This window comes from Nocardia tengchongensis, assembly GCF_054781395.1.
Window position 1 is genome coordinate 185,313 of sequence record NZ_BAAGUM010000001.1, and the last position, 24,783, is coordinate 210,095.

A 24,783-nucleotide genomic window follows, 5' to 3' on the forward strand; every position below is an offset into this window, starting at 1 on the left:
CCGGCGGCCGCGGCAGCGGACCGGGCATCCGCAACTCGTCGGCTTGTGATACCGATCATGCGATTGTGGCCATACGCAGGGTAATCGAGTGGGATAGTCTCAGCGTGAGGCCGATCATCGGCCGAGGGGGACGGGGGGTTCGTGACCCGTGTCCTGAGCACACAGGGGAATCATCAAGCGAGCGTACGCATTTACGCAGCTGTACCTGATGAGGGAATGGTAATTACCATGCGCAACAACAAGACTGCGCTCTCGCGCGCCGCGGTGGTCGCGGTTGCCGGCACCATCGGAATCGTCCTGAGTGGTGGATCGACCTCCGCCGCGATCGACGGCAACAACTCGGTCGTCGATCAGCAGGGTCGCACGGTCGAGGCGCTCTCCGCCGATACCCGGATCGATTTCGTGCCGCCGCTGGACGGCAATCCGCTCACCCGCGAGTGGTTCCACAGCGGCAAGGCCTGCTTCAAGGTCGCCCTGCCCGCGGGCGATCCCTGGAACGGCCATCTCACCATGGGCTACCAGGTGGGTTACCCGGCCACGCTCTCGGGCAAGATCTCCTTCCAGTATCAGACCCCGGGTCTGGAGCTGGAGATCGGCGGGGACGGCCCGAAGGCCGATATCTACAACCTGATTCCGACGCTGGGCGTTCAGCTCGATGTCGGCTTCGGCCCGGGCATCCAGTCGGTCGACGTGGCCGGCGGCGATGTCTCCGGCACCGACGGCTGCATCACGATGTCCGGCTTCCACGCCACCGTGACCGGCGTGCTGGGCACCACCACCATTCGCCCGTTCGTGCGCCTGGTGAGCAGTTCCGGCGACACCGTGGTCGCCTACGGTCCGCTGGCGCGGATCTGATTCCTCGGGTCCGGGCGGTCTCGCGCCTCGACGACCGCCCGGGCCCGCGGTGTCGAATGTGTCAATGCAGCAGGTCGGGGCGGCGCAGCGCGGTGGCGAGGGTCCGCACCCGGAAGCGTTCGGCGGCGGCGCGCGCCAGCCGCCAGTCCCCGCCGAACACGGCGCCGCGCCCGACGTACTCCGGATACTCCGAGCCCAGCCGGTGGTGGAAGCGCAGCATCTCGGTGAGCTTGCTGACCGTCGAGGTCTGGCTGCACAGGTTGAAGCTCGAATTGCGCCACGCCGCCAGGATTTCCGCCATGCCGTAGAAGTCGCCGAAGGCGCACACGCGGGCGAAGAGGTCCACGTCCATCGGGAAGACCAGGTCGCCGCGGAAGCCGCCGACCCGGTCGAAGTCCTGCCGGCGGAAGATGGCGGCGGCGGTCGGGCCGAAGTCGGCGGGGCCGCGGTGCACGATGGTGCGCATCAGCGCGCGGGCGTCGCGGCGGCCCAGCAGGTTCGGCAGTCCGAGGTCGGTCTCCTCGACCTTCCCGTGCTCGTCGATGACCTGGAACTTCGAGGAGCAGATGGCGATTCCGTTGTCGCCCATGATCTCGAGCTGCGTGGCCAGCGCGCCGGGCAGCAGGATGTCGTCGGCGCAGACGACCTTGACGAAGCGGCCCGAGGTGAGCGAGACGGCCTTGTTCCAGTTCTCGCCGATGGGCAGGGTTTCCTGATTGCGATGCACGCGCACGCGCGGGTCGTCGATGGATTTCGCGATGGCGCCGGTGTCGTCGGTGCTGGCGTTGTCCAGGACGATCACCTCGATATCGGTGTCCTGGTCCAGGATCGAGCGCAGCGTGGTCTCGAGCGTGCGGCCGGAATTGTAGGCCGGGACGCACACCGAAATGTTCTTCATCATTCCCCCTGAAGTGGTTCGGCAGGTTCGCCGAGTCGGCCCTCACCTCCCGCCACGAGCCGGAACACCCGATCCAGGCCCGCCCGGCCGGCGTCGATCTGCTCAACTGCCCTCTGCTGCAGGGTATCCCGCAGCTCCGGCGCGGACTCCCACAACTGGCGAATCGCACGTGTCAATTCGGCGTCGAGATTGTCCACGTCCAGGTGCACGATGCGCAGTCCGGCGTCGGTGTCGGCGTCGAACATGTCGGCCAACCCATAGAATTTGTCGTCGTAGTACTGCGAGGCCGTTACAGCGACGGCCGGAATGCCCTGCGAGAGCGCGAAGACCGCGAGGTGGTAGGCACTGGTCACCAGCACCCGGCAGCGCGAGACCTGCCGCGCCACGTCCTGCGCGGTGCCCGCGCGCCCGATGACCGGCCGGGTGCGGGCGGCGCCCGCCAGCAGCGGCAGCGTGTGGCGCCGGTCCTCGTCGTCGTATTCGGAGATGATGAGCGGGGCCAGCGCGGTGTCCAGGGCGGCGGCCTCGCGGCGCAACACCTCACCGAGGGTGTCGCGCGCGGAGTCGGTCACCTTGGAGTAGTCCGAGATCCGCAGGCACAGGCCGAGATCGGAGCCGATGCCGGGGCGGCGCAGCCGGTAGGCGAATTCCACCGCGTCGTCACCGGTGACCAGAATCTTCTCGCGCGGGACACCGAGTTCGCTGAGCAGTGCCGGTCCGCGCAGCCCCTCGCGCAGGGCGATGAGGTCCGCGCCCGGCAGCACTTCGGCCGCGCGGCGCAGCAGTTCGGTATCGCGCATGGGGCCCAGTCCCTGCCCGATCATGACGTTCGGAATGCCGTGGCGCTGGGCGGCTTCGAGCAGGTTGAGGGTGCGATGCGCCTGGTAGAGGTCGACATCGGTCATGTAGCCGCCGCCCTGGGCGATGACCAGGTCGGCCCCGGCCAGGGCGGTGGGCACCGGCGGCAGTTCGGGAATGCCGGTGGGCTCGGGTTCGGGTGCACCGGTGGTGCGCGCGTGAACTTCCTGGCGCGCCCAGTTCTTCACCCCGCGCAGATAGTGTTTGGGCACTTCGGTGGCCGACCGCCAGCGCAGCGCCGCCGGCCCGATCACGTGCACCCCGGCGGTCTCCTCGAGCCGCCCCGCGATGCCGTCGCGCCCCCACGGCCCGCCCGCGTGCGCCACCACGGGTTCGGCCTGCGGCAGCACGCCGCGCAGAATGTGTGGTTCATCGGTGAGCATGCCGATGCGGGCATGCGGCCACCGTTCCCGCAGTCGTTCGACGGTCATCACCATCATGGCGATGTCGCCCCGATTGCGTAGCCAGTACTCACCGTTGTCGACGAGCACCTTCATAGTCCCGGCACCATCCCCCGCGCCAGAGTTCCCCACGCGCGATTCCTTCCAACGCCCGTTCGGAGCACGAATCCGCAGCGAATCTATCGCACCACCGGACCTTCACGCTACGCGAACGATGGGGCCGCAGCCGCCAAATCGCTTCGCTCACAGGATCATCACCCGCGCCGTGAGCGCAGCGGTCAGCTGGGAAACAACGGGCTGACCCACTTGCTGCACAGCCACTTGCCGTCCACGTAATCCATGGACATGGTGATCTTCTGATGCTTGGCGGTATCGGGCTTCTTCTGGGTGGCCGCGGTCGACTCGGTGATGTCGGCCGCCAGCTCGTAGTGGGTCCCGCCGCCCGAGTTGACGGTACAGACGGCCTGGTCGGACCAGGTGTGCTCGGAATCGCTCTCCAGCAGCACACGAATGGTGGGCAGCAGCGTCTCGGCCTGCGACTTCCAGGTGCCCGTCGCCCCGGCGATCACCTTGGCCTGCCAGCCGTCACCATTGCTGTAGTCGTAGGAACTCATGAGCTTGCCGTAGTCACAGGCCGCCTGCACCGCGGCGTCCTGGGACGCCCCCGCGGCGATGGGCGGCTGCCCGATCGACCGACCCCCGGTGACCGAACGGAATGCGCCGGTTCCGAATCCGAGGCCGACCCCGCCTGCCGCCACGAGTGCGACGACGAATGCCGCGATCAGTCGCTTGCGCCCGCGGCGGGGCGGCGCGGCCGCGGTGGCCTGACCGGTTGCGGCGAGCGGGGTCGCGGGAGCGTCGACCCGATTCGATCCGGTATCGGTCACCACCGGATACGGCATGGAGGCGAACCCACCCACCTGGGTCGGCAACTGCTCGCGCTGCGCGGGTGTCAGTCCGGAGCTGGTGGGCAGGCTGGGCTGGGTGGTCGCGCCGGTGAAGGTACCCGGGTCGAAGCCCATCCTCGAGCGTGGTCCACCGGGGTTCTGTGCCGCACCGGGATTCAGCGGGACGCCTGAACTCGGCACTCCAGTCGGCCACTCCTGATGCGACCACGGCCCAGCGCCACCGGTGGTCACACTGAGGGCCTGCGCGGCCGCGGCGGCCAGTTCACCGCAGCTGCGGAAGCGGTGGTCGCGCTTCTTGGCCAGTGCGCGCTCGATGACCGCGTCGAAGGCGGGCGGCACAGTGCCGTGCACTTGACTCGGCCGCGGAATGGGAGCGCCGAGGTGGGCCGCGACGAGTTGCGCGGTGCTCTCACCCGGATAAGGCAATTGCCCGGTAAGCATATGGAAAAGGGTGCAGCCCAAGGCATAAACGTCCGCGCGATGATCGGTGTCGCTACGCATTTCGAATTGTTCGGAGCGGCGTATTGGAAACTCGCGTACATCTCGCCGGTTCGCGTGAGCGTACTCGTATGGTCGACCGCTTTGGCTATTCCGAAGTCGGCCAGATAGACCCGCTGATCGGGCCCCCAGGCCAGCAGAATATTGGCCGGTTTCACATCCCGGTGCAGCACGCCGGCGCGATGCGCGTGGTCGAGTGCCCGCGCGGTCTCGCCGATGATCCGCACCGCGTGATCGGGCCGCACCGGCCCGTCCCGCAGGATCGCGGCCACGTCGGTGCCCTCGATGTATTGCATGGCCATCCACAGCCGATGGTCGTCGTTCCCGCGGGCATACACCGCGACGATGTTCGGATGCGCCAGCCGGGCGGCGGTATCGGCCTCCCGCAGGAACCGCGCCCGGACCTCGGGATCGTCGGCCTTCCCCGACGCCAGCACCTTCAGTGCGACGGATCGGGGCAGGTCTCGATCCTGGGCGAGGTACACCTCGCCCATACCGCCCACACCGAGCAGTCGTTCAACGGTGTACCCCGCGAAAACCTGCCCCTGCGCGAGTGTCCGCCCCACAGTCCGCCTACCTCCGACTACGTCAATCCCGCGCCCACCGTAACCCAGATCCCGGACGGCGGTCCCGGCGTTAATCAGGGTCAGCGCGACGACAGGCCCGGACGGAGGGTCGTCGAAAGTGAATATCTGTATGCCACAATCGGATTCGAGTGAATTGAGGTGCAATTCGCGATAGAATAGGGATATGAATTGGGGCGGGCAGGTACTCGGGAATGAAGTCACGGTGGCGGATGCCACCGGGCTTGTTTCCGATGCTGTGAGCGTGCTCGTTCACGATTCTTTGGACTCGCTTTCCGATGACGATCTCGTGGATGTGCTGCGGGATTGGGAATCGACGCGGCGACGGATGGCCAGCTTCGAGCACAAGTTGATTCGTGAGGTGGAGAACCGCGGGTTACCCGAGAAGGTCGGGGTGAAGCGGACTTCCAAGTACCTCGAGCAGACTTTGCGGATCGGACACGCCGATGCTTGCGCGCGGGTGCGGGCGGCGGAACTGCTGGGGTTGCGGCAGGAGGCCGGGCGGGTGGTCGAGCCGTGGTTGGCGTGGACGGCCGCGTTTCAGGAAATGGGTTTGGTGTCAGCGGATTCGGCTCGGGTGATCGCGAAGATCGTGAACCGGATTCCGGGGAAGGTCGACGCCGATACCCGAGACCGGGCCGAATTCCAGCTGGCCCACTTCGCCGCCACCTCCACCCCGGATGACCTGCCCAAGGTGGGCGACCGGCTGCTGGGTTACCTCGACCCTGATGGGCGTCTCACTGATGACACCGATCGGCAGCGGCGGCGTGGGATCACGTTGAGCAAGCAGGGTGTGGACGGCATGTCGACCATGACCGCCGAACTCACCCCGGCCGCGCGGGCGTTGTTCGATCCGATCTTCGCCAGCCTCGCCCAGCCGGGTATGTGCAACCCCGACGACGCGGAAAGCCCCTGGACCACAGACGGACTCGATGAGGAAGCGCTCGCCGGTTTGGAGCGGGCTGCACGTCGCGACACCCGCACCGCAGCCCAGCGCAACCACGACGCCATGGTCGCATTCCTGCGCCCCGAGATGGGTCCCGCGAACCTCGGTCAGCACCGTGGGCTGCCCGTGTCCACCATCATCACCATGAGCCTGGCCGAGGTCGAAGCCGCTGCCGGTGTGGCCACCACCGCCTCCGGCGGGACGGTGCCGTTGGAGCAGGCGTTGCAGCTGGCCCAGAAGTCCAAGCCGTTCCTCGCGATCTTCGACCACGCCGGACAGCCCCTGCACCTCGGCCGCACCAAGCGCCTCGCCAACTCCGCCCAACGACTGGCGTTGATCGCCACCGAACGAGGCTGCACCCGACCCGGTTGCAGCGCCCCCGCCACTCTCACTCAGGTGCATCATGTGACCGAGTGGGCCAAGGGCGGGACCACCGACATCGAAAACCTGACCTTGGCCTGCGATGCTTGCCACGCCATGATCCACGATGGGCCGGGTGGTTGGAAAACCGTTGCCATGCCAGCGGATTCGGAACATGCGGGCCGGACCGGGTGGATAGCGCCACGCCACATCGATCCGACCGGTATGCCCAAGGTCAACGACCGGCATCATGCCGGTGAGTTGATGGCCGCGTCACTGGCGCGACTCCGCGACCGCACGCGTCCACCGGCCCGCTGGTGGTCACGCCCCTAGTTGTTGCTCCCCTGAATTCAAAGCCGGAGCCTCACCCAAGGTGGGGCCCTTCGGGCTGCGTGCGTCAGGGCTGCTCGTGCCGCAAGCGCGTCCGCAAAACTACACAGAGTGTGGTCGCCTCGCCTGCCCTACCGCACTTAGGCTGACGCCAGGTTGGGAGCCGTATCCCGCCGATCCCGGCCCAGGGACTGCACGGATCACCTTCTACAGAAACCCCCAACCCCCATCCCTTCGTCTTCCCCGGGATGCTGCGCGGCCGAACCGTGAGTGGGGCTGGTAGGTGAGGGGGCCTCGCAAGCTCGGCCACCCTCTCCCTTATCCAGGCGTCTTTTATCTTTTAGTCTTCTTTTTCTTTTGGTCTTGTTCTCTTTGATCTTTTACGCCCGAAGTACTGGCCGGTCGTATGATTGCCACTCGATAGCCCGCCTCCCTCCCCGGATTGGCATACACTTGCGCTGCAAGGGCGTTCGGATCAGGATGTCGGTCCGGATGTGGGTAACGGACCCGGGGGTGAGGGTTTTGACGCGGCCCATTCGGGTGTTCATGACGGGGTCGGAGTGGTTCACGGCCGCTCACGGGGGTCTCAATCGATACTTCACCGATTTGTACGAAGCGCTGGCCCGCGACAACGGAATGACGCTCAGCGCAAGGGCTTTCGGAGACGCACCGGTCGGTGCGGACTCCTGGGGACCTACCGGCGGTTCCACACTCGCCCGCACCCGCGCCGCGTTCCTGGACCGAAACACGCTGACCCGAGACACAGTCATCGATCGCCACTTCTGCCTCTACGGCCCCGCAGCGATACGAAACCCACTGGTAGTGCACTTCCACGGCCCCTGGGCAGCCGAAAGCCGAATGGCCGGAGAACACCCCCGAGCAGTCCGAGTCAAGTTTCTGATCGAACGCCTCAGATACGCCAGAGCCGATCGATTCGTAGTCCTGTCAGACCATTTCAAAAGGTTGCTGGTAGCCGACTACGGCATCCGAGCAGACAAGGTTCAGGTGATCCCGCCGGGCGTGGATCTGGACCGGTTCACCCCGTCGGACCGCACCGAAGACTCCGGCACCGTGCTGTGCGTACGCCGCCTGGAGAAGCGCATGGGCATCGACGTCCTCATCCGTGCCTGGCAGGACGTGACATCGCGGCATCGGGACGCCCGCCTCATCATCGTCGGAACCGGTACCGCCGAAGCCGAATTACGCCAGCTGGCAGCCACATTGTTCGGCCGGCAGCAGCAGTCCTCGATCCACTTCACGGGCACGGTCTCGGACGAGGAACTCACCGACCTCTACACCCGGGCCGATCTCACCGTGGTGCCGTCCCTGGCCTTGGAAGGGTTCGGCCTCATCGCCCTCGAATCGCTCGCCGCCGGCCGCCCACCCGTCGTGTCCGATTGCGGCGGATTACCGGATTCGGTCAGGGATCTGGATTCTTCGCTCATCGTGCCGCCCGGTGATCCGGAGGCGCTCGCCGCCCGGCTCGTCGCCGCACTCGATGGTGTCCGCCCCGACGCGAAGCAGTGCCGCGCGCACGCCGAGACGTTTTCCTGGACGGTCGCGGCCCGACGCCATCGAGACCTCTATACGGAGCTTCTCAGCCGATGACCCCGCTGAAGGCCGTCTTCCTGGCACATACCGCGGCACCCTCCGGCGCCGAACTCGCGACGCTGCGCCTGGTCTCGGCGATGCCGGCCGGTCGCACCGCGGTGGTGTACACCGAAGACGGGCCGATGCTGCGGCTGATGACCGAGCGCGGCATCGAAACCCGCGTCGTGAGCAACAGTTTCGATTCGCGCGCGATGACCATCGACAAGGCCGGGATCCGCAGTCTGCTGGCCGGCGCGACCGGCCTGCTGCGGCTGGGCTGGACGCTGGGCGAGACGGTCCGCGAACTCGACGCCACCGTGCTCGTCGCGGGCAGCACCAAGGCCCTGCTCATGGGCGCGGTGGCGGCTCGCCGGGCACGCGTTCCGCTGGTCTGGCATGTGCACGACCGGGTTTCGCGCGAGTACTTCGGCCGCGCCCTGGCCCTGATCATCCGCCTGCTGGGCTGGGTGGTGGCCCGTGGTGTGATCGCCAACAGCCGTGGCACCCGAGCCTCGCTCTACACGTGGCGGCGGCAGGCCATCGTCGCCTACCCGGGCGTCGAGTTCCCGGCCGAGCTCGAATCGTCGCAGTCCCTATCGGATTCGGACATCCTCGGCGGAACGCGTCCGCAGCAACAGCGCCCCGCGAACGAGACCATCGTCGCCGTGGTGGGCCGCCTCGCCCCATGGAAGGGCCAGGATCTCTTCCTGCGCGCCCTCGCCGACGTGAAAACCCTTCCACGCGAGGTGTTCCTGGTCGGCGGTACGTTCTTCGACGAGCAGCCGTACCGCACCGAGCTGGAGGTGCACGCGACCGCCCTCAACCTCCCGGTGACGTTCACCGGCCATGTCGACGATCCGGAAACCTATCTGCGCCACGCCGATATCCTCGTGCACTGTTCCGTCCTGCCCGAGCCCTTCGGTCAGGTCGTGGTCGAGGGCATGCGGGCGGGCTGCGCGGTCATCGCGACCCGGCCGGGTGGTCCGGAAGAGATCGTCCAACCGGGTGTCGACGGTCTGCTCGTGACCGCCGGCGACCGCACCGAACTCACCCGCGCCCTGGACACCCTCATCGCCGATCAGGAGCTGCGCACCAAGCTGGCCGATGCCGCGCGGCTCCGGTCCCGGGATTTCGACGTGGCCGAGTCGGGCCGGATCGTGACCGCCTTCCTGTCCGGGCTCTCCGGAAGCCGGTGGCGCCGTGGATGATCCGACGGACCCGCTCCCCTACGACCCGCCGACCGTCCGGATGGAGAGCCTCGGCACCCTGGGCCGGCTGCGGCAGCGCCGCCATATGCGGCACGCCATTCCCGAAGTAGACCAGCAGGCCGCCGCCTACGAGCACGATCACTCGCGGCGCGACCACGGCCCGGCCACCCACCACCCGAACCGCACCACCGGCAGCGCGGACCGGAGCCCGGCCTTCAGCAGACCCTCGTACGAGGAATCGCGGGCCGCCCGCTACGCCGCGCCGTCGCGGGGTCCGGTGCTGCCCACCTTCTACGGCGACCCGGTCGAGCCGCCGACCGTGCGGCTGCCCGTCGTCGCCCCGCAGCGCGACGCCTCCGGCGCGTACCGACCGGCCGAGGACGAGTCCGGTGCCGCCACAGACCATTCCGCCGCCAACGGCAAACACCGGAAGCAATCCTCGTCGAGCCTGGGCGGGGTCGGCGGCATCATTCGCGACATCGGCCTGGTGACGTTCGGCAAGTACGGCCAATACGTCATCACCTTGGTCACCGTCCCGCTGCTGGCCCGCATGCTCGGTCCGCACGGCACCGGGCTGCTGGCCATCGGCATGTCCTCGTACTTCATCGGCTCGCTGGTGGTGGATCTCGGCGTCACCTCGTTCCTGGCCGCCAAAGTGCCCGAGGACGATCCGGGTCACCGCGAAGTGAACCGCCTGCGCGGCACCTACCTGGCCATTCGCGCCACCACCTTGACCATCATCGGCGCGACGCTGCTCGCGACGCTCGTCGTCGGGGTGTCCCCCAAACTGCACATGGTGCTGCTGGGCCTGTTCGCCGGCGGCTTCTGGTCGGTGTCGGAGGACTGGCTGCTCATCGGGCAGGGCAGATTCGGCACCTCCACCATGTATCAAGGTGTCGGGCGCATTGGCTATCTCGCGCTGCTGGTCGGGCTGCTACCCCGTTTCCCGAGCGCGTCCATGGCCGTGCTGTGCCTGCTCATCTCGTCGATCGCGACGGTCGCGCTGACCTGGTGGGATTCGTTCCGCAAGTTCGGCCCACCGGCCAGACCGTACGGCGTGGGGGCCGTGCTGCGGATGGCCGCACCGATTTTCACCTCCCGGCTGCTGGTCACCGGCTACGGTCAGGGTTCTGCCGCGGTGTACGGCGCGGTGCTGGAGGCCGCCTCGCTGGGCCTGTACTCCGCGGGCGACCGCCTGGTTCGCGCGATCCAGTCCACCCTGGACCCGATCGGTTTCGCGCTGCTGCCCCGCATGGCCCGGCGTAGCGCCGATGATCAGTTCTGGCGCAATCAGATTCAGATGCTGATCGGCGCCGTGACCCTGGCGTGCCTGGCGGTGGTCTCGGTCTGGATCATGGCCCCGACGCTGATCCACCTGATCTACACCGACGATTTCAACGGCGCGATCGGCATGCTGCGCGTCGAGATTCTGATTCTGCCCGCCACCACCATCACCTCGTATGTCACCACCGCCGTGCTGCCGGTCAAACAGGACACCATCGGCGTGCTGATCGGCGCGATCATCGGCACCTGTGTGGCGGCGACCGCCCTGGTCGTCGCGATGCGCACCGGATCGGTCTGGACCCTGGTCTATGGCACGGTTTCCGCGGAAATCGGTGTCGCGCTGTGGTACATCATCCGGGTGCGGTGGCTCATGGTCCGGGAACGGGCCCGGCGGGCCGGGCCGATCGAACCGGCCACGGCACTGCTGACCAAGGGGGATGTGGCGTGAAGGTGCTCTTCGTCGGGGACGACTGGGTGGGCAGCAACGCGCGCTCCCTCGCCGACGGATTCCGGCAGGCCGGGCACGAGGTGGTGGTGATCGACACGACCTCGGTGACCCTGCCGCCGCGACTGTCCCCGCCGTGGGTGTACTCGAAGTTCGCGCATCGGCGCGCACCGTGGGATATCGAGGGGCTGCACCGCGAGATCGACAGCGCCGCTCACACGTTCAAGCCGGACCTGCTCTTCGCGTTCAAGTCCGTGCACCTGGATCAGCAGCGGCTGTTGAGCGCCCCGGCCGGTCTGCATGTGCACTACAGCCCCGATGACGTGTCCAATCCGTACAACACCAGCCCGGAATACTTGGCGCACGAGTCCGCCTGGGACCTGATCGTCACCACCAAGTGGCACAACGTTCCCGAGCTCACCGCCCGCGGCGCGCAGCACGTGAAATTCGTTCGTAGCGCTTATGATCCGGCGTTGCATCACATCACCGCCCGCCGCACCGTGCGCCGCTATCTGGTCGGATTCGTCGGCGCGGTGCGCCCCGACCGTCAAGACCTCTTGGTCTCGCTGGCCCGAGAGCATCACGGGGACATGCTGTTGCGCGGTCCGGGCTGGCGGCGTGTGCGCGCGCTGTGGCAGACCGGCGCGGATGTCGGCGGCGCGGTGTACGGCGAGCACTTCTCCGCCGCCGTCGCCGCGGTCACCGCCAACCTGGTGCTGCTCAACTCCGACAACCGCGATACCCACACCTGCCGCACCTTCGAAGTTCCGGCGGCCGGCGGGCTTTTCGTCGGTGAACGCACCGACGAGCACGCCGAACTGCTGCAGGACGACGCCGAGTGCTATCTGTTCTCCGGCCCCGCCGAACTGCGCGACATCCTGCGCCGCTGCACCAAGTACCCCGACCAGGCCGCCAAGGTCGCCGAGGCCGGACACCACCGCATCGTCACCGGCGCCCACTCCTACGCCGATCGGGCCCGTGAAATCCTCGGCGCCCTGGCATGAACGGCCGAAAACATCAGCCCTGCAAGCGGGTAACACCGCGGCCGCCCCGTCGGACATAAGGGGGTGATGGGAGAGTGATGGCCTCCGCTCAGTTCGCCGTGTTCCTCGTCGCCGCAGCCCTGGCGACGATCGTCGTGGCCGCGATGTTCCTGCCCGGCGTGGCCCGGGTGTTCCTCATCGCGCAGACCGCGCACTGGTCGCTGTCCTACATCGCGCGGCCGGTGGTGCTGCTGTGGGTCAAACCCGTCCCCGGTTTCGGCGACAATGTGCCCGATCCCCGGCTCTACGAGTACGGATACGACGAGGGCATCGCCGCGGTGCTGCAGCCGGTGATCTTCGGGCTGTGGCTCTACACCGGCCTGATCATCGCCTACGTGCTGTGGGTGCGCCTGCGACCGCACGAGTCCACCCCGCGCACAGCGCCTTTCGCGGGCGACCCGGTCTTCACCCAGACCCTGTTCCTGCTCTACGGCATCGGCACCTTGGGTCGGCTGGCCGCCTACGCCACCGGTTCCACCGGCAAGGCCGGCGAGCTGGAGAGCCCGAACCCGCTCATCAACCTGGTCACCATTCTGGCGACCCTGGGCGCGGTCGGCCTGATCGTGTTCTACCGCAACGAATCCGGTCGCAGCACCGCGCTGGTGGTGGGCGCGCTGGTCGGCGGTGAACTGGTGTGGACCGCGACCGTGCAGTCCAAGACCCCGATCATGGGCGCGGCCCTGGCCATCGCCGTGCGGTTCGCCATGACCGGCTGGACCCGGCGCAATGTGGTCGGCGTACTCAGCATCATCGCCCTGGCCCTGGGCGGCTTCGGCTGGCTGCAATCACTCAAGACCGATACCGCCGCCAAAGCCGAAGCGGCGCAAGTGGATGCGCAGTATCCGGCCGTGGTGCAGCCGTTCCTCAGCATGCTGCGCCGCTTCGATCTGCTCGAGGCCGCCACCGACTCCTGGTTCGCGGGCCCCGATTCCTGGCTCACCCCGCCCCAAGTCGCGTTGCACGCCTTCCAGAGCCTGATCCCCACCCAGCTGCTGGGCGCGGAGAAGTTCCGATCCGGCGCGGCCTGGGCCGAGCAGGTGCGCGGCCGGTCGGTGGACATGTCGACGGTGGAGGTGTCGCTGGCCGAGGGCAATATCAACGAGGGCTACGTGCTGGGCGGCTACATCGGGGTCGCGGTGGGGGTCACGATCACCTTCGTGCTGCTGCTGATCTGGATCCGGGCCCTCTACAGCCGGTACCTGGCCATGGCCATCCTGGGCCTGTCGGTGATCGAGGTGCCGGTGCTGTTCGAGCGCGGCGTGCTGGGCACGGTCGAGATGCTCGGCAAATACTTGCAGGCCGTGGTGCTGGCGTGGCTGGCGTATCTGGTTGTTGGTGAATTCCGAAGACGAATGGAACAGCTGCCGGGGGCTCCGGTTCCATCCGGGAAAACGAGGACGGCGCAATGGGTTTGATCGACTACTGGCGGCTGCTGCGGCGGCGCTGGCCGATAATCGTTGCCGCGGTGGTGCTCTGCACGGGGGCGGCCTACGGCTACGCGAGCACCCTGCCGACCGAGTACACGGCGTCGAGTTCGGTGTACGTGTCCATGGCGACCGGAACCTCGGTCAACGACTCCTATCAGGGCGGGCTGGCCGCGCAGCAGCGGGTGCGCTCGTATGTGGATCTCGCCAACAGTGTCACCGTCGTCACCTTCGTGCACGACCAGCTGGGCCTGAAGTCCTCGGTGAACGACCTGCGCGGCCGGATCACCGCGGTCTCGCCGCCCGCGACCACGATCATCATCATCACGGTGCAGGACTCGACCGCGGCCGGGGCGCGCATCCTCGCCGACGAGGTGGTCTCCCAGTTCCGGGCGCTGGTCTCGAAACTCGAGGTCACCCAGACCGACGCCGCGCCCGCCGCCCGCGCCGAGGTCATCGACAAGGCGCAGACCCCGACCCAGCCCAGCGCCCCGCAGAAGAAGCGGTTCTACATCCTCGGCCTGCTCGCCGGATTGGCGCTGGGCCTCGGCGCGGCCATCGTGCGCGACAAACTCGACAAGCGGGTGCGCACCTCCACCGAGCTGGAAGCCTTTCTGCCGATGCCGATCCTGGGCATCGTGGACGACGGGCGGCCCGGCGCGGCCGGCGAGCTGCGGCGGTTGCGCACCCGGCTCACCGAGGATCCCGGGCTGGTCAGCCTGCTGATGACCTCGCTGTCCCCGCATTCGGAACCGGACGTGGCGATCGGGCTGGCCCGCACCTTCGCCGACACCGGCGCGCGCGTGGTGCTGGTGGACGCCGACACCACCGGGCAGGGCTCCACCCGCCGCAGTCCGGCGGCCGCGTCGGCCGGGCTCGCGGAACTGTTGCGCAACAGCGCGACTCCGTCGTCGGCGGTGGTGGCCTGGCCGGAGGTGGGCATCAATGTGCTCCCGCTGGGCGGCATGGACTTCCGCACCCCCGACCTGCTCGACTCGGAGCGCTTCTCCGACATCATGTCCAAGCTGCGCAGCGAATTCGACCACATCCTGGTGGAGTGCGCGCCGGTCACCGCGGCGGCCGACGCCATCGCACTGGCCCGGCGCTGCGACGCCACCATCGGCATCATCGAGCTCGGCCAGACCACCTCCAATCAGGTGCGCGGCGCGGTCGCCACGTTCGGTGTCGACAACAAGCGGATGATCGGCACCGTCGTCTTCTCACGGCCGCACCGCAGCGTGGGCGACATGGTGAAGCATCCGCTCGACCTGGTGAAGCGGTGATCGACGGGCGCGGGGGACACGACGCCGGCATGGGGACGGGCGACGACGCGAATTCGAGCGGCGCGGGGACGCCGCAGGACCGGCGGGACGCCGCCGTGCGGCGACGGCGGCTGCTCATGGCCGGGCTGGGCGCCGCGGCCGTCCTGCCGGTCGCGGCCGCGTGCTCGAAGAACGATTCCGAGGGAACGGAATTTCGCTCCCCGCACGTGACCGATCAGCCCGCGGCCCGCAACGTCAAGGATTTCGGCGCGGTCGGGGACGGCAAGGCCGACGACACCGAGGCGTTCGCCCGCGCCGCGGCCGTCACCGACAAGCCGCTGGTGCTCTACATCCCGGCCGGGCAGTACACGCTGACCCGCTTCCCGGCGCTCGCGGACTACGCGACCGTGCTCGGGGACGGGGCCGACGTCACCACCATCAACTACGACGGCGACGACACCTTCATCACCCTGCAACGCAAGCAGCGGGTCCGCTTCTCCCGCTTGGGTTTCTACTTCTCCGGTGCGAAGGCGACCGCGGTCCGGCTCTCGGAATGCTTCCGCTGCACCTTCGACTCGGTGGTGCTGCGCGGCAATCACCTCAGCGACAACGCGCCCCGATTCCAGGAACAGCGCGGACTGGTGCTGGACCGCAACACCGGCGGCACCACCGTCATCAACTCCGACATCAACAATTTCGGCTTCGGCATCGTCACCTCCTGCATCCAGAACTACGTGACCTCGTCCAAGCTCACCAACAACCGCATCGGGGTGCTGGGCACCGGCGGCGATCACAATGCCGGATTGGCCATGGCCAACGTCGAATTCGTCTCCGACAACGATCCCCGCACCACCGACAAGCACGTGTTCGTCGACGGTCCCGCCAATGACTGGTGGCTGACCAATGTCTGGTTCGAAGGGGCCGACACCGCGCTCGCGATCGGCGGCCCGGCCGGCGGGCCCGCCCAGTTCGGTCTGGTCAACTGCAAGGTGGCCGCGCGCAAGGTGTGCTTGGACCTGATCCATTGCCGCCAGCCGTATCTGGCCAATGTGCAGTTCGACCCGGATCTCGACGCGCCGCCGATCGAGGTGCGGGTCGATCCCAAGGGCGTGGCCGAGGGCACCGCGATCAACCTGATCTCCGGCTCGTTCGACGACGTGGATCCCAGGTCGTTCCCGGACGGCTGGCATGTGATCGGCCGCGGCGCCATTCACGGGGCGCGCTTCGCCGGAACCACGGTGGCGCAGGCCTATACGCCGGGCGCCGACATCTTCCAGGTGCAGGACCGTGACGGGTCGGTGCTGTCGGCCGTGTTGAACAGCGGGGCCTATCTGTCCGACCGCAGCGAAGGGGGAATCGTGTTGAAGGATTCGGCAGGGGTGTACTGGCGCATGTCGGTGGGCACCGACGGCGCGGTCAAGACCACCTCGCTGGGGAAGCAGCGGCCGCACTCGTGAGGGGGACGCCGACCGCGCTGCGACTGGGCCCGGCACGACTGCACGGCAGCACCCTGCTGCTGCGGCTGCCGCGCTACAGCGACTTCTCGCAGTGGCGGGAGCTGCGGCTGCGCGATCGGGCCTGCCTGGAGCCGTTCTGGCACACCTCACCGCTGAGCTGGGCCGACCGCCACACCGAGAAGGCTTGGGTGCGTGAGTGTCTGGAGGCGGCCACCAATGCCCGCACCGGGCGGCGGGTCGCCACCGTCATCGAGATCGACGGCCGCTTCGCCGGGCAGGTGGAGATCGGCAATATCGACGTCCGGGCCAAACAGGGCGAGATGGGGATCTGGATCGACGCGCGCCTGGGCCGGCACGGCTTCGGCGGCATCGCGGCGGGACTGATCCTCGACTTCGCTTTCGACGCATTGGGTCTGGAACGCGTCAACGCACCCATCTCCCCCGGCAACGCGGCGGCCACCAGCGGCGCGGTGCAGATCGGGTTCGTGCGCGAGGGACGCATGCGACTGCACTTCGACGTGGGCGGGGCGCGCGCCGACCACGATCTCTGGTCGATGACGCGGGCGGAGATCCCGCCCAAGGGATTCACCGAGATGTGGCTCGAGCGGACCCTGCAACACCGGACCCCGCCGCCGCCCCCCGCCGGTTCCACGACGGCTCCCGGCGCTTCCGCGGCGGTCTCGCACGATGACCATATCCCGGATGCCGCAACGGTATTCGGCGTCCTGGCCCGCTATCGGTGCGGGCAGCTGTGGCGGGCCGCGCAGCAGCTACTGCCCGCCCGGCCGGTGCTGTTACGGCTGCCCGGCCACGACCGGCTGGTGCTGCGCTCCGCCCGGCCCGCCGACGGCGCCGCCCGGACGGCCGCGGTGCGTAACGCCGGGCCGCTCCCGTCCGACGGAATCGGTAGCAGCGGAACGGCGTGGCTGCGCGAAATCGCCCTCAGCGCAGCGGGTGTCCGCTCTCCCGCCGGTCTGCTGTTCGTCCTCGATGCCGCGGGCGTCTATGCCGGCACCGCCCGGCTCTTCGATCTGGACCTGTTCGATCGCAATGCCCGCATCCAGCTCTGGGCCGATCCCGCCCGCGCCGGCGACGACGTCCGGACGGCGGCCACCCGGGCCCTGCTGACCTACGCCTTCGAACAGCTCGGACTGTTCCGCGTCTACACGGCCGTGGCGGCCGGAGACACCGCATCGGCCGCGGTCGCCGCCGCGGCGGGACTGCATCAGGAGGGAACCATGCGCAGCTACACCGGACTCGACGGACAGCGCGGCGACCACGAGCTTTGGGCCATCACCGCCGGCGGTGATCAGCATGCGTGACTACCGGCGCAGCAACGACCTGCAGGCGCGCCTGCACGACCTGGTGCCCGGCGGCGCGCACACCTACGCCCGTGGCGCGGACCAGTATCCGGAACGGATGGCCCCGATCCTGGTGCGCGGCAACGGCGCCCGGGTCTGGGACGCCGACGGCAACGAGTACGTCGAATACGGCATGGGACTGCGCTCGGTGACGCTGGGCCACGGGTTCGCTCCGGTGGTGGACGCGGTCGCGCGCACCATCGCCGACGGCGTCAACTTCTCCCGCCCCACCGAGCTGGAACTGCTGGCGGCCGAGGACTTCCTGAGCCTGGTGCCGGGCGCGGACATGGTGAAGTTCGCCAAGAACGGCTCCGACACCACGACCGCGGCGGTGCGGCTGGCGCGGGCGGTGACCGGACGCGAGACGGTGGCGATCTGCGATCAACCGTTCTTCTCGGTCGACGACTGGTTCATCGGGGTCACCGAGATGAACGCGGGAATCCCGCCCGCCGCCACGGTGAAGTTCCGCTACAACGACATGGAGTCCCTCGAGGACGCGTTGCGCGGCGACGACATCGCCTGCGTGATCCTCGAACAGGCCACAGCCCTGGCCGATCCCACGCCCGGCTTCCTCGAAGGCGTGCGCGCACTGTGCGATCGGCACGGCACGCTGCTGATCTTCGACGAGATGATCACCGGGTTCCGCTGGTCCGCCGGTGGGGCGCAACAGCTCTACGGCGTGGTCCCCGACCTGTCGTGCTGGGGCAAGGCGATGGCCAACGGCTTCCCGCTCTCGGCGCTGGCCGGGAAGCGGGAGTACATGGAGCTCGGCGGGCTGCGCACCGAAGCCGACCGCGTCTTCCTGCTGTCCACCACGCACGGGCCGGAGACCGCGTCGCTGGCCGCCTTCCGGGCGGTCGTGCAGACCTACCGGAGCAGCGATCCGGTGGCGCGCATGGAGGCGGCGGGCCGCCGCCTGGCCGCCGGGGTCAATGCCATCGCCTCGGACCTGGGGATCGCCGAGTACCTGGAGGTGGCGGGCCGCCCGTCGTGTCTGGTGTTCCTCACCCGGGATCCCGAAGGCATTGCCTCCCAGCCCTTCCGGACGCTGTTCCTGCAGGAGCTGCTCGATCGCGGCGTGCTGGGCCAGTCGTTCGTGAACTCGGCGGCGCACACCGACGCCGATATCGACCACACCATCGACGCCTGCCAGTCGGCGGCCAAGACCTACCGCAAGGCCCTCGAACAGGGCACGGTCGCGGGCCTGCTCGCGGGGCGGCCGGTGGCTCCGGCGCTGCGGCGCACCGCCGCACCGCGCCGGCTGGCGGATCGACCGAGGAGAGTCTGCTGATGTCGGCACCCCGGATCGCCCTGGTCCACGAGCGATTCACCGAGTACGGCGGCTCCGAGGCCGTGGTCGCGGAATTCATGAAGACCTGGCCCGGCGCACCGGTTTTCGCGCCCATCGCCGACCCGGAATGCACCGGCGCGCTGCTCACCGCCGCGGGACTCGAGCCCACGGCGGGTGACCCGGCGGCGGAACCGGTGCGCGACACCTGGCTGTCGCGGGCCTACGCGGCGAGCGGGCGGCGCTCGCACGCACCGCTGCTGCCGTTCGCGCCGCGCGCGTTTCGCACGCTGCCGCTGCGTGACTCCTACGACGCGGTGGTCGTCAGCCATCACGCCTTCGCGACCCAGGCGGCGTTCGCGACCACCGCACCGGTGATCGCCTACGTGCACAGCCCGGCACGGTGGGCGTGGGACAAGGCGTTCCGCGAGCGTGAGGTCGGCGGGCGCGCCGGGCAGGCGGCGCTGATGGTCCTGGGCGCCCTGGCGCGGCGCAACGAGTTGCGCGCCGCGCCGCGGCTGGCGCACGTGGTGGCCAATTCCCAGGCCGTCGCCGACCGGGTCCGCGACTGGTGGGGACTGCCCGCCTCGGTGGTGAATCCGCCGGTGCGCGTGGCCCGTTTCGCCCCCGACCCCAGCGTCGAGCGGGAGGACTTCTTCCTGTTCGCGGGCCGCCTGGTCCCCTACAAGCGCCCCGATCTCGCGATTCGCGCGGCACAGCAGGCCGGGGTGCGCCTGGTCATCCTCGGCGACGGCCGCTACCGCCAGCAGCTGGAAGCCCTCGCCGGCCCCGAGACCACCTTCCTCGGCGCGGCCTCCGACGACGTGCTGCAGGACATGTACCGCCGCTGCCGCGCCCTGCTCATGCCCGGCGTCGAGGACTTCGGCATCGTCCCGGTGGAGGCCATGGCCTGCGGCGCACCGGTGCTCGCGGTCGGCGAGGGCGGCGCGTTGGACACCGTGGTCCCCGGCATCTCCGGTGCGCACGTCCCGGCCGGCTCCGACGCGGCGGTGACCGCCGGATTCGCGCGCGCCATGCGCGATTTCGACCCTGCCGCCTACCACGCCGAAACCATTCGCAAGCACGCCGCGACCTTCTCCCCGGAGGCGTTCCGCACCCGAATCGCCGACATCGTGTCGCACAATTCCCGCTGACCGACTATTCATGGATCTGGAAAAAGCCATCCCGGCGCACGCGAGCGGCGCCGGGGGCATCACCATGGTCCAGGAGTAGCCAACATGCCCACCGTCCCCCTCGTCGACGCCCACATGCACCTGTGGGACACCAGCGCACACGCCTGGTACCCGAGTCTGGCGAGGTTCGTCGATGCCGGAAAACCCGAGATCGCGCAGAACTTTCTACCGGCCGATTACGACCGCGACCTGGGCCCGGTCCGGGTGGACGGGCTCGTGCACGTGTCCGCGACCACCGCGCCGCACGCCTATCTGGCCGAAACCCGTTGGGTGGACGGCATCGCCGACGCCGACCCGCGGCCATTCGCCATCGTGGGCGGCATCGACCCGGCCCTGCCCGCCGCCGACCTGATCGACCACCTCGACCAGCAGGCGCGCAGCCCGCGCCTGCGCGGTGTACGAGCCTTCGCGGGCCTCTCACCGAACACTCCCGCCGCCGACACCATTGCGGGCTGGCTGCAGGAACACGACGTGGTCTTCGACCTGGTCGCCAAGCCCGGCGAGATCCTCGACTGGATCGACTTCCTGGCCGGCTACCCCGACCTGCGCGTCGTCCTCGAGCACCTGGGCTTCCCGCAGGGGCGTTCCGCCGAGGCCCGCACCGCCTGGCACAACGCGATCTCGCTGGCGGCCAAGGAGACCCAGTGGCTGTGCAAGCTGTCCGGCTTCGGACTGATCTGCCGGGATCTGTCCTGGCCGACGGTCGAATACTGGCTGGAATCCAGTGTGGCGCTGTGGGGCTGGCGACGTTTGATGTTCGCCTCCAACATGCCGGTGGACTCGATGGCGGGCAGCTACACCGACCTGGTCGCCACCGTCGACCAGGCCGTCGCCACCGACGCCACCGAGCAGGAAGCGGAGTACTTCTACCGCACCAACGCCCTCGACACCTACCGGTTGAGCTGAATCCCGGTGCGGGGGCGGCGAATCGCCGCCCCCGCGGCCGTCAGTTCCGGTACCGGAAGAGGATCCGGCCCCGGGTCAGGTCGTAGGGACTCAGCTCCACCAGCACCCGGTCCTGCGGCAAGATCTTGATGTAGTTCTTGCGGATCTTGCCGCTGATATGGGCCAGTACCTGGTGGCCGTTCGGCAGCTCCACGGTGAAGCTGGCATTGCGCAGGCACTCGACGACGGTGCCCTCGATCTCGATGCCCTTGCCTTTCTTCCCGGGATTGGTCATCGCAGCACCAGTTCCAGATTGCCGGCCACGCGACGCGCGCCGATACTCTCGAACAGCGCCATGGCCGCCGCGTTGGATTCGTTGACTTCGGCTGTCGCGGTGGGTATTCCGCGACCGTGCAACGCGCCCAGCGACTGGGCCAGCATGGCCCGGCCGATACCGCGACGCCGCTGATCGGCCCGCACCGCGATCAGACCGAGGCGCGGCAGGCGAGTCACCTGCACGACACGCAGCAGTCCGACGTAGCGATCGGCCTGTGCCGCAGCCACGTACAGCGAGGGATCCACCACGGTGTCACCGCCGGGCCCGCGCAGGATTTCGGCGGGCATCTCCTGCCAGCCGACCGTCGATTCGACTTCGTCGCGAATGACCCGGTCGACTACACGCAGCGGTTCTTCCGCAGCGCTCCCCGCCGGCACCACGGTGATGTCCGGCGGCGGTGTCACGGCCCCCAACCCGGTGGCGCCGGGATCGGTGGTCACCAGGTACTCCCACTCGCGTCGCCGGGTCACGAAACCCGCTCGCCCCCAACAGGACAGCAGTCCGCCATCGGCCTCGTCGACCACGGTGTGCAGTGGCCGGCGCAGGGTGGCGAGCATCGCCGCGGCGATCTGATCGAAGACCTGGTCGTGCCAGGCATCGATGCTGACGAACAGCCGCCCGTCGGGCCGTTGCGAGACTTCGCCGTGCCCGACCACCAGGTCGTTATCCACGGCTTCCCATCGAGTCGATTCGACTCGGCTGATATCTACAGAATTCGTATTCATCGGTCGTCACCTTTCGGGATTGCCTACTCGTACAGGCGCTCCCGGCGACGACTACTTCGTACGCCTCTCCGCGACCACGAGGGGGAGCCCCCACATCGGTACTGTGTGCACGGGTCTCACCTCCTCGCCTGATGTCACGGTAGGCAGCACGCTAACAGACCCCGTCGGCCACCGGCCAATCATTTTTCTACCTGCGATTACTCAGGCCCAACGGGACCTTGGTTGCAACAAACCACGGTGATCGGCAAGATGTCGGCCCGTATGTCATTGCAACTCGATACTGCCCGGGACAGCCTCGAAGGACTGTCCGTCGGTGATGCGCTGGGGGCGCAATTCTTTGTGCCCGGTCGTTCCCTCCCTGATCTGATCGCCGGAAAACCACCCGCTCCTCCGTGGGAATGGACCGACGACACCGAGATGGCCTGCACGGTGTTCGAGGAGATCCGTGTCCGCGGGTGCATCGATCGGGATGCGCTGGCGGCGGCGTTCGCGGATCGATGCGAGCCCTATCGCGGGTACAGCGGCGGCACCGTCGCACTGTTGCACCAGATTCGGGACGGGCGGCCGTGGGCCGACGCGGCCGGAGCCCTGTTCGACGGGCGTGGGTCATGGGGGAACGGCGCGGCGATGCGGGTCGCTCCGCTGGGGGCGGCGTTTCCCGGAGAACTGGATCGGGTGGCGGCGCAGGCCGCGCTGTCGGCGGAGGTGACGCATCGCAATGCCGAGGCGATCATCGGGGCGATGGTGGTCGCGGTCGCCGCGAGCCGAGCCGCGGCGGCGCGCGGAAGCGGCTGTGGTCCAGCGGAATTGCTCGCGGTGGTGGAGCCCTATCTCGTGGACAGCCGGACTGCCGACGGCGTGCGGCGGGCCCGCGGGCTGCTGGGCCGGTCGGTTGCCGAGGCCGCGTACGAACTCGGCAACGGCGCACAGGTCACCGCGCAGGACACGGTTCCCTTCACGCTGTGGGCGGCGGCCACCTTCCTCGATGATTACCCGGCCGCGGTGACGGCGTGTGTCGAGGCGGGCGGGGATGCGGACACCACCGCGGCCATCGTCGGCGGAATCGTGGCGGCGCGCACCGGAATCGGGGAGCGCGGGGGCATTCGCGGCGTCCCGGAGGAATGGGTGGCGGCGCGCGAACCACTCCCCTGCTGGGTGACCGTCGGCTGAGAGGAAATTGGCTGGAATCGCCCGCAGTGTCGATCATCGGCGGTTACGTTGGCCGGAATGTCCAGATCAGTGGGGTGATGGTGGTCGCTATGGCTTCTCGTGGGTGGGGTGTGCGCAATTCCGGTGCCGCGGTGTCGGCGGCGGTACTGGCGGCGATGGCGGTCGGGGGGCCGGTCGGGACCGCAGGGGCCGAGACGGCGGGATGCGAGGGGCCGCAGTGGGTGAGCGGGTGGATGGCGGCGCCGTCGGACACCTTCGGGGTGGCGGATCCGTCGATGGTGCCGCAGGTGGTCGTGGGCGGGCAGACCTTCCGGTTGATCGCCACTCCGCATCGGGGCGGGTCGGAGGTGCGGATTCACCTGAGCAACCAGAATCGGCCGGTGCCGGTCGAATTCGCGCACGTCACCATTGCCGAGCAGGCCGCGGGGGCGACGGTGCGGGCGGACACCGTGCGGGAAGTGAGTTTCGGCGGGAGTTCCGGGGTCACCGTTCCCGCGGGTGGAGAGGTGGTCAGCGATCCGATCGCGTTGTCGTTCGAGGCTTTCCAGCCGCTGGCGGTGAGTGTGTACGCGCCGGGCCTGGCAGTGCTGCCGACCGAACATTTCAACGCGAATGCGACCAGCTACTACAGCCTTCCGCTGGCCGGTGACGCCGCCGCCGATCCCTCGGGCGCGGCGTTGCCGCTGAGCACCACCTCGATGCCGTTCCTGTCCGGCCTCGATGTTCGCGCCCCCGCGACCGTGTCGACCATTGTCGCGTTCGGTGATTCGATCACCGACGGCTACGTCGGCGGGACATATCTGAGCGTTCCGCAGGACCCCGCCGTGGTCGACCGGAATGCGCGCTACCCCGACTTCCTGCAACACCGCCTGGACGAGGCGGGCCTGCCGTTCACCGTGGTCGACGCCGGCATCAGCGGAAACCGCGTCACCCGAGACGGATTGATCCCGCAGTTCGGCCCGGCGGGTGTGGCCCGCCTGCAGCGCGACGCCATCGACCGCGCCGGCGTCAGCGACGTCATCGTGCTCGAGGGCATCAACGATCTCGGCGTCCCGATCGGCGTCGACTACGACCAGCTGGTGGCCGGCTACACCGATCTGATCGTGCAACTGCACGCCGCCGGACTCGCCGTGCACCTCGGCACGCTGCTGCCCGCGGGCAACGCGCTCTCCGACGGCATCGCCACCCTCCCCCTGGCCGCACCGGTCCGGCAGCGGGTCAACGCGTGGATCCGGAGCCAGACCCGCTCCGACAGCGTCATAGATTTCGATGCCGCACTCCGCGATCCCGCCGACCCCGAGGTCCTCGCACCCCGCTACGCCGGCGCCGACAATCTGCACCCCAACCCCGCCGGGTACCGGGCCATGGCCGAGGCCGTCGACCTGGGCGCCTTCCGCGGCCGCTGTCGCTGACCTGCCGGGACCTCCCCGCTGTGACTCGAATCATGGCTCGACGGCTGCCGAACGCCGGTCG

At 68.7% G+C, this 24,783-nt stretch carries 20 protein-coding genes and 1 pseudogene; 15 read left to right on the forward strand and 6 right to left on the reverse strand.

Features of this window, described 5'->3' with window-relative positions:
- Window positions 1–228 precede the first annotated feature (228 nt).
- Entirely contained in the window at window positions 229–855 is a 627-nt protein-coding gene (locus tag ACYVKL_RS00855) for an MspA family porin (protein WP_357200904.1), read from the forward strand.
- Between the two features lie 61 nt (window positions 856–916).
- Here the strand turns inward: ACYVKL_RS00855 and ACYVKL_RS00860 are convergent, their stop codons facing one another.
- The 4 genes and pseudogenes from ACYVKL_RS00860 to ACYVKL_RS00875 form a co-directional block, all read right to left on the reverse strand.
- Window positions 917–1,756 (reverse strand): glycosyltransferase family 2 protein, encoded by an 840-nt coding sequence (locus ACYVKL_RS00860; RefSeq protein WP_379170176.1) that lies wholly within the window; start codon window positions 1,754–1,756, stop codon window positions 917–919.
- Complete coding sequence (locus ACYVKL_RS00865) at window positions 1,753–3,108, reverse strand: polysaccharide pyruvyl transferase family protein (protein WP_379170178.1); 1,356 nt, start codon at window positions 3,106–3,108, stop codon at window positions 1,753–1,755. Before ACYVKL_RS00865 ends, ACYVKL_RS00860 begins: the two co-directional genes overlap by 4 nt.
- A gap of 182 nt (window positions 3,109–3,290) precedes the next feature.
- A complete protein-coding gene (locus ACYVKL_RS00870) occupies window positions 3,291–4,361 on the reverse strand; it encodes a serine/threonine-protein kinase (RefSeq protein WP_379170678.1) in 1,071 nt (356 codons plus the stop codon).
- Window positions 4,362–4,489: 128 nt separating this feature from the next.
- A pseudogene (locus tag ACYVKL_RS00875) lies at window positions 4,490–4,912 on the reverse strand (serine/threonine-protein kinase); the annotation flags it as partial.
- Between the two features lie 334 nt (window positions 4,913–5,246).
- On the opposite strand from ACYVKL_RS00875, the gene ACYVKL_RS00880 reads away from it, so the two are divergent.
- The 12 genes from ACYVKL_RS00880 to ACYVKL_RS00935 all read left to right on the forward strand — a co-directional run bounded on the left by ACYVKL_RS00880 (window position 5,247) and on the right by ACYVKL_RS00935 (window position 21,099).
- Complete coding sequence (locus ACYVKL_RS00880) at window positions 5,247–6,641, forward strand: HNH endonuclease signature motif containing protein (RefSeq protein WP_379170180.1); 1,395 nt, start codon at window positions 5,247–5,249, stop codon at window positions 6,639–6,641.
- Window positions 6,642–7,184: 543 nt separating this feature from the next.
- A complete protein-coding gene (locus ACYVKL_RS00885; RefSeq protein WP_379170654.1) occupies window positions 7,185–8,246 on the forward strand; it encodes a glycosyltransferase family 4 protein in 1,062 nt (353 codons plus the stop codon).
- Window positions 8,243–9,436: a glycosyltransferase family 4 protein gene (locus ACYVKL_RS00890; protein ID WP_379170182.1), complete on the forward strand. Its 1,194-nt coding sequence runs from the start codon at window positions 8,243–8,245 to the stop codon at window positions 9,434–9,436. Before ACYVKL_RS00885 ends, ACYVKL_RS00890 begins: the two co-directional genes overlap by 4 nt.
- A gap of 448 nt (window positions 9,437–9,884) precedes the next feature.
- Window positions 9,885–11,168, forward strand: a complete 1,284-nt coding sequence (locus tag ACYVKL_RS00895; RefSeq protein WP_379170656.1) for a lipopolysaccharide biosynthesis protein — start codon at window positions 9,885–9,887, stop codon at window positions 11,166–11,168.
- Window positions 11,165–12,169, forward strand: coding sequence for a CgeB family protein (locus ACYVKL_RS00900; RefSeq protein ID WP_379170184.1), 1,005 nt, complete (start codon window positions 11,165–11,167; stop codon window positions 12,167–12,169). The genes ACYVKL_RS00895 and ACYVKL_RS00900 overlap by 4 nt, the downstream gene beginning before the upstream one ends.
- Before the next feature lie 77 nt (window positions 12,170–12,246).
- A complete protein-coding gene (locus tag ACYVKL_RS00905; RefSeq protein WP_379170186.1) occupies window positions 12,247–13,623 on the forward strand; it encodes a hypothetical protein in 1,377 nt (458 codons plus the stop codon).
- A complete protein-coding gene (locus ACYVKL_RS00910; RefSeq protein ID WP_379170188.1) occupies window positions 13,614–14,915 on the forward strand; it encodes a Wzz/FepE/Etk N-terminal domain-containing protein in 1,302 nt (433 codons plus the stop codon). The genes ACYVKL_RS00905 and ACYVKL_RS00910 overlap by 10 nt, the downstream gene beginning before the upstream one ends.
- A 116-nt stretch (window positions 14,916–15,031) precedes the next feature.
- Window positions 15,032–16,351, forward strand: coding sequence for a glycosyl hydrolase family 28-related protein (locus tag ACYVKL_RS00915; RefSeq protein WP_379170658.1), 1,320 nt, complete (start codon window positions 15,032–15,034; stop codon window positions 16,349–16,351).
- The gene (locus tag ACYVKL_RS00920) at window positions 16,348–17,673 is read left to right on the forward strand and encodes a GNAT family N-acetyltransferase (RefSeq protein WP_379170190.1); all 1,326 of its coding nucleotides are present in this window, start codon (window positions 16,348–16,350) and stop codon (window positions 17,671–17,673) included. Before ACYVKL_RS00915 ends, ACYVKL_RS00920 begins: the two co-directional genes overlap by 4 nt.
- Entirely contained in the window at window positions 17,666–19,003 is a 1,338-nt protein-coding gene (locus ACYVKL_RS00925; protein ID WP_379170192.1) for a glutamate-1-semialdehyde 2,1-aminomutase, read from the forward strand. The genes ACYVKL_RS00920 and ACYVKL_RS00925 overlap by 8 nt, the downstream gene beginning before the upstream one ends.
- Complete coding sequence (locus ACYVKL_RS00930) at window positions 19,003–20,154, forward strand: glycosyltransferase (RefSeq protein WP_379170194.1); 1,152 nt, start codon at window positions 19,003–19,005, stop codon at window positions 20,152–20,154. Before ACYVKL_RS00925 ends, ACYVKL_RS00930 begins: the two co-directional genes overlap by 1 nt.
- A gap of 84 nt (window positions 20,155–20,238) precedes the next feature.
- Entirely contained in the window at window positions 20,239–21,099 is an 861-nt protein-coding gene (locus ACYVKL_RS00935; protein WP_379170196.1) for an amidohydrolase family protein, read from the forward strand.
- A gap of 40 nt (window positions 21,100–21,139) precedes the next feature.
- Here the strand turns inward: ACYVKL_RS00935 and infA are convergent, their stop codons facing one another.
- The gene (gene infA / locus ACYVKL_RS00940; protein ID WP_357200941.1) at window positions 21,140–21,373 is read right to left on the reverse strand and encodes a translation initiation factor IF-1; all 234 of its coding nucleotides are present in this window, start codon (window positions 21,371–21,373) and stop codon (window positions 21,140–21,142) included.
- Window positions 21,370–22,140: a GNAT family N-acetyltransferase gene (locus ACYVKL_RS00945; protein ID WP_379170198.1), complete on the reverse strand. Its 771-nt coding sequence runs from the start codon at window positions 22,138–22,140 to the stop codon at window positions 21,370–21,372. Before ACYVKL_RS00945 ends, infA begins: the two co-directional genes overlap by 4 nt.
- 261 nt (window positions 22,141–22,401) lie before the next feature.
- On the opposite strand from ACYVKL_RS00945, the gene ACYVKL_RS00950 reads away from it, so the two are divergent.
- Both ACYVKL_RS00950 and ACYVKL_RS00955 read left to right on the forward strand, forming a co-directional pair.
- Window positions 22,402–23,310 carry an ADP-ribosylglycohydrolase family protein gene (locus tag ACYVKL_RS00950; protein ID WP_379170200.1) on the forward strand — a complete coding sequence of 303 codons (909 nt, stop codon included), beginning with the start codon at window positions 22,402–22,404 and terminating at the stop codon, window positions 23,308–23,310.
- An 89-nt stretch (window positions 23,311–23,399) separates the two neighbouring features.
- Complete coding sequence (locus tag ACYVKL_RS00955; protein WP_379170202.1) at window positions 23,400–24,722, forward strand: GDSL-type esterase/lipase family protein; 1,323 nt, start codon at window positions 23,400–23,402, stop codon at window positions 24,720–24,722.
- Window positions 24,723–24,783: the final 61 nt, after the last annotated feature.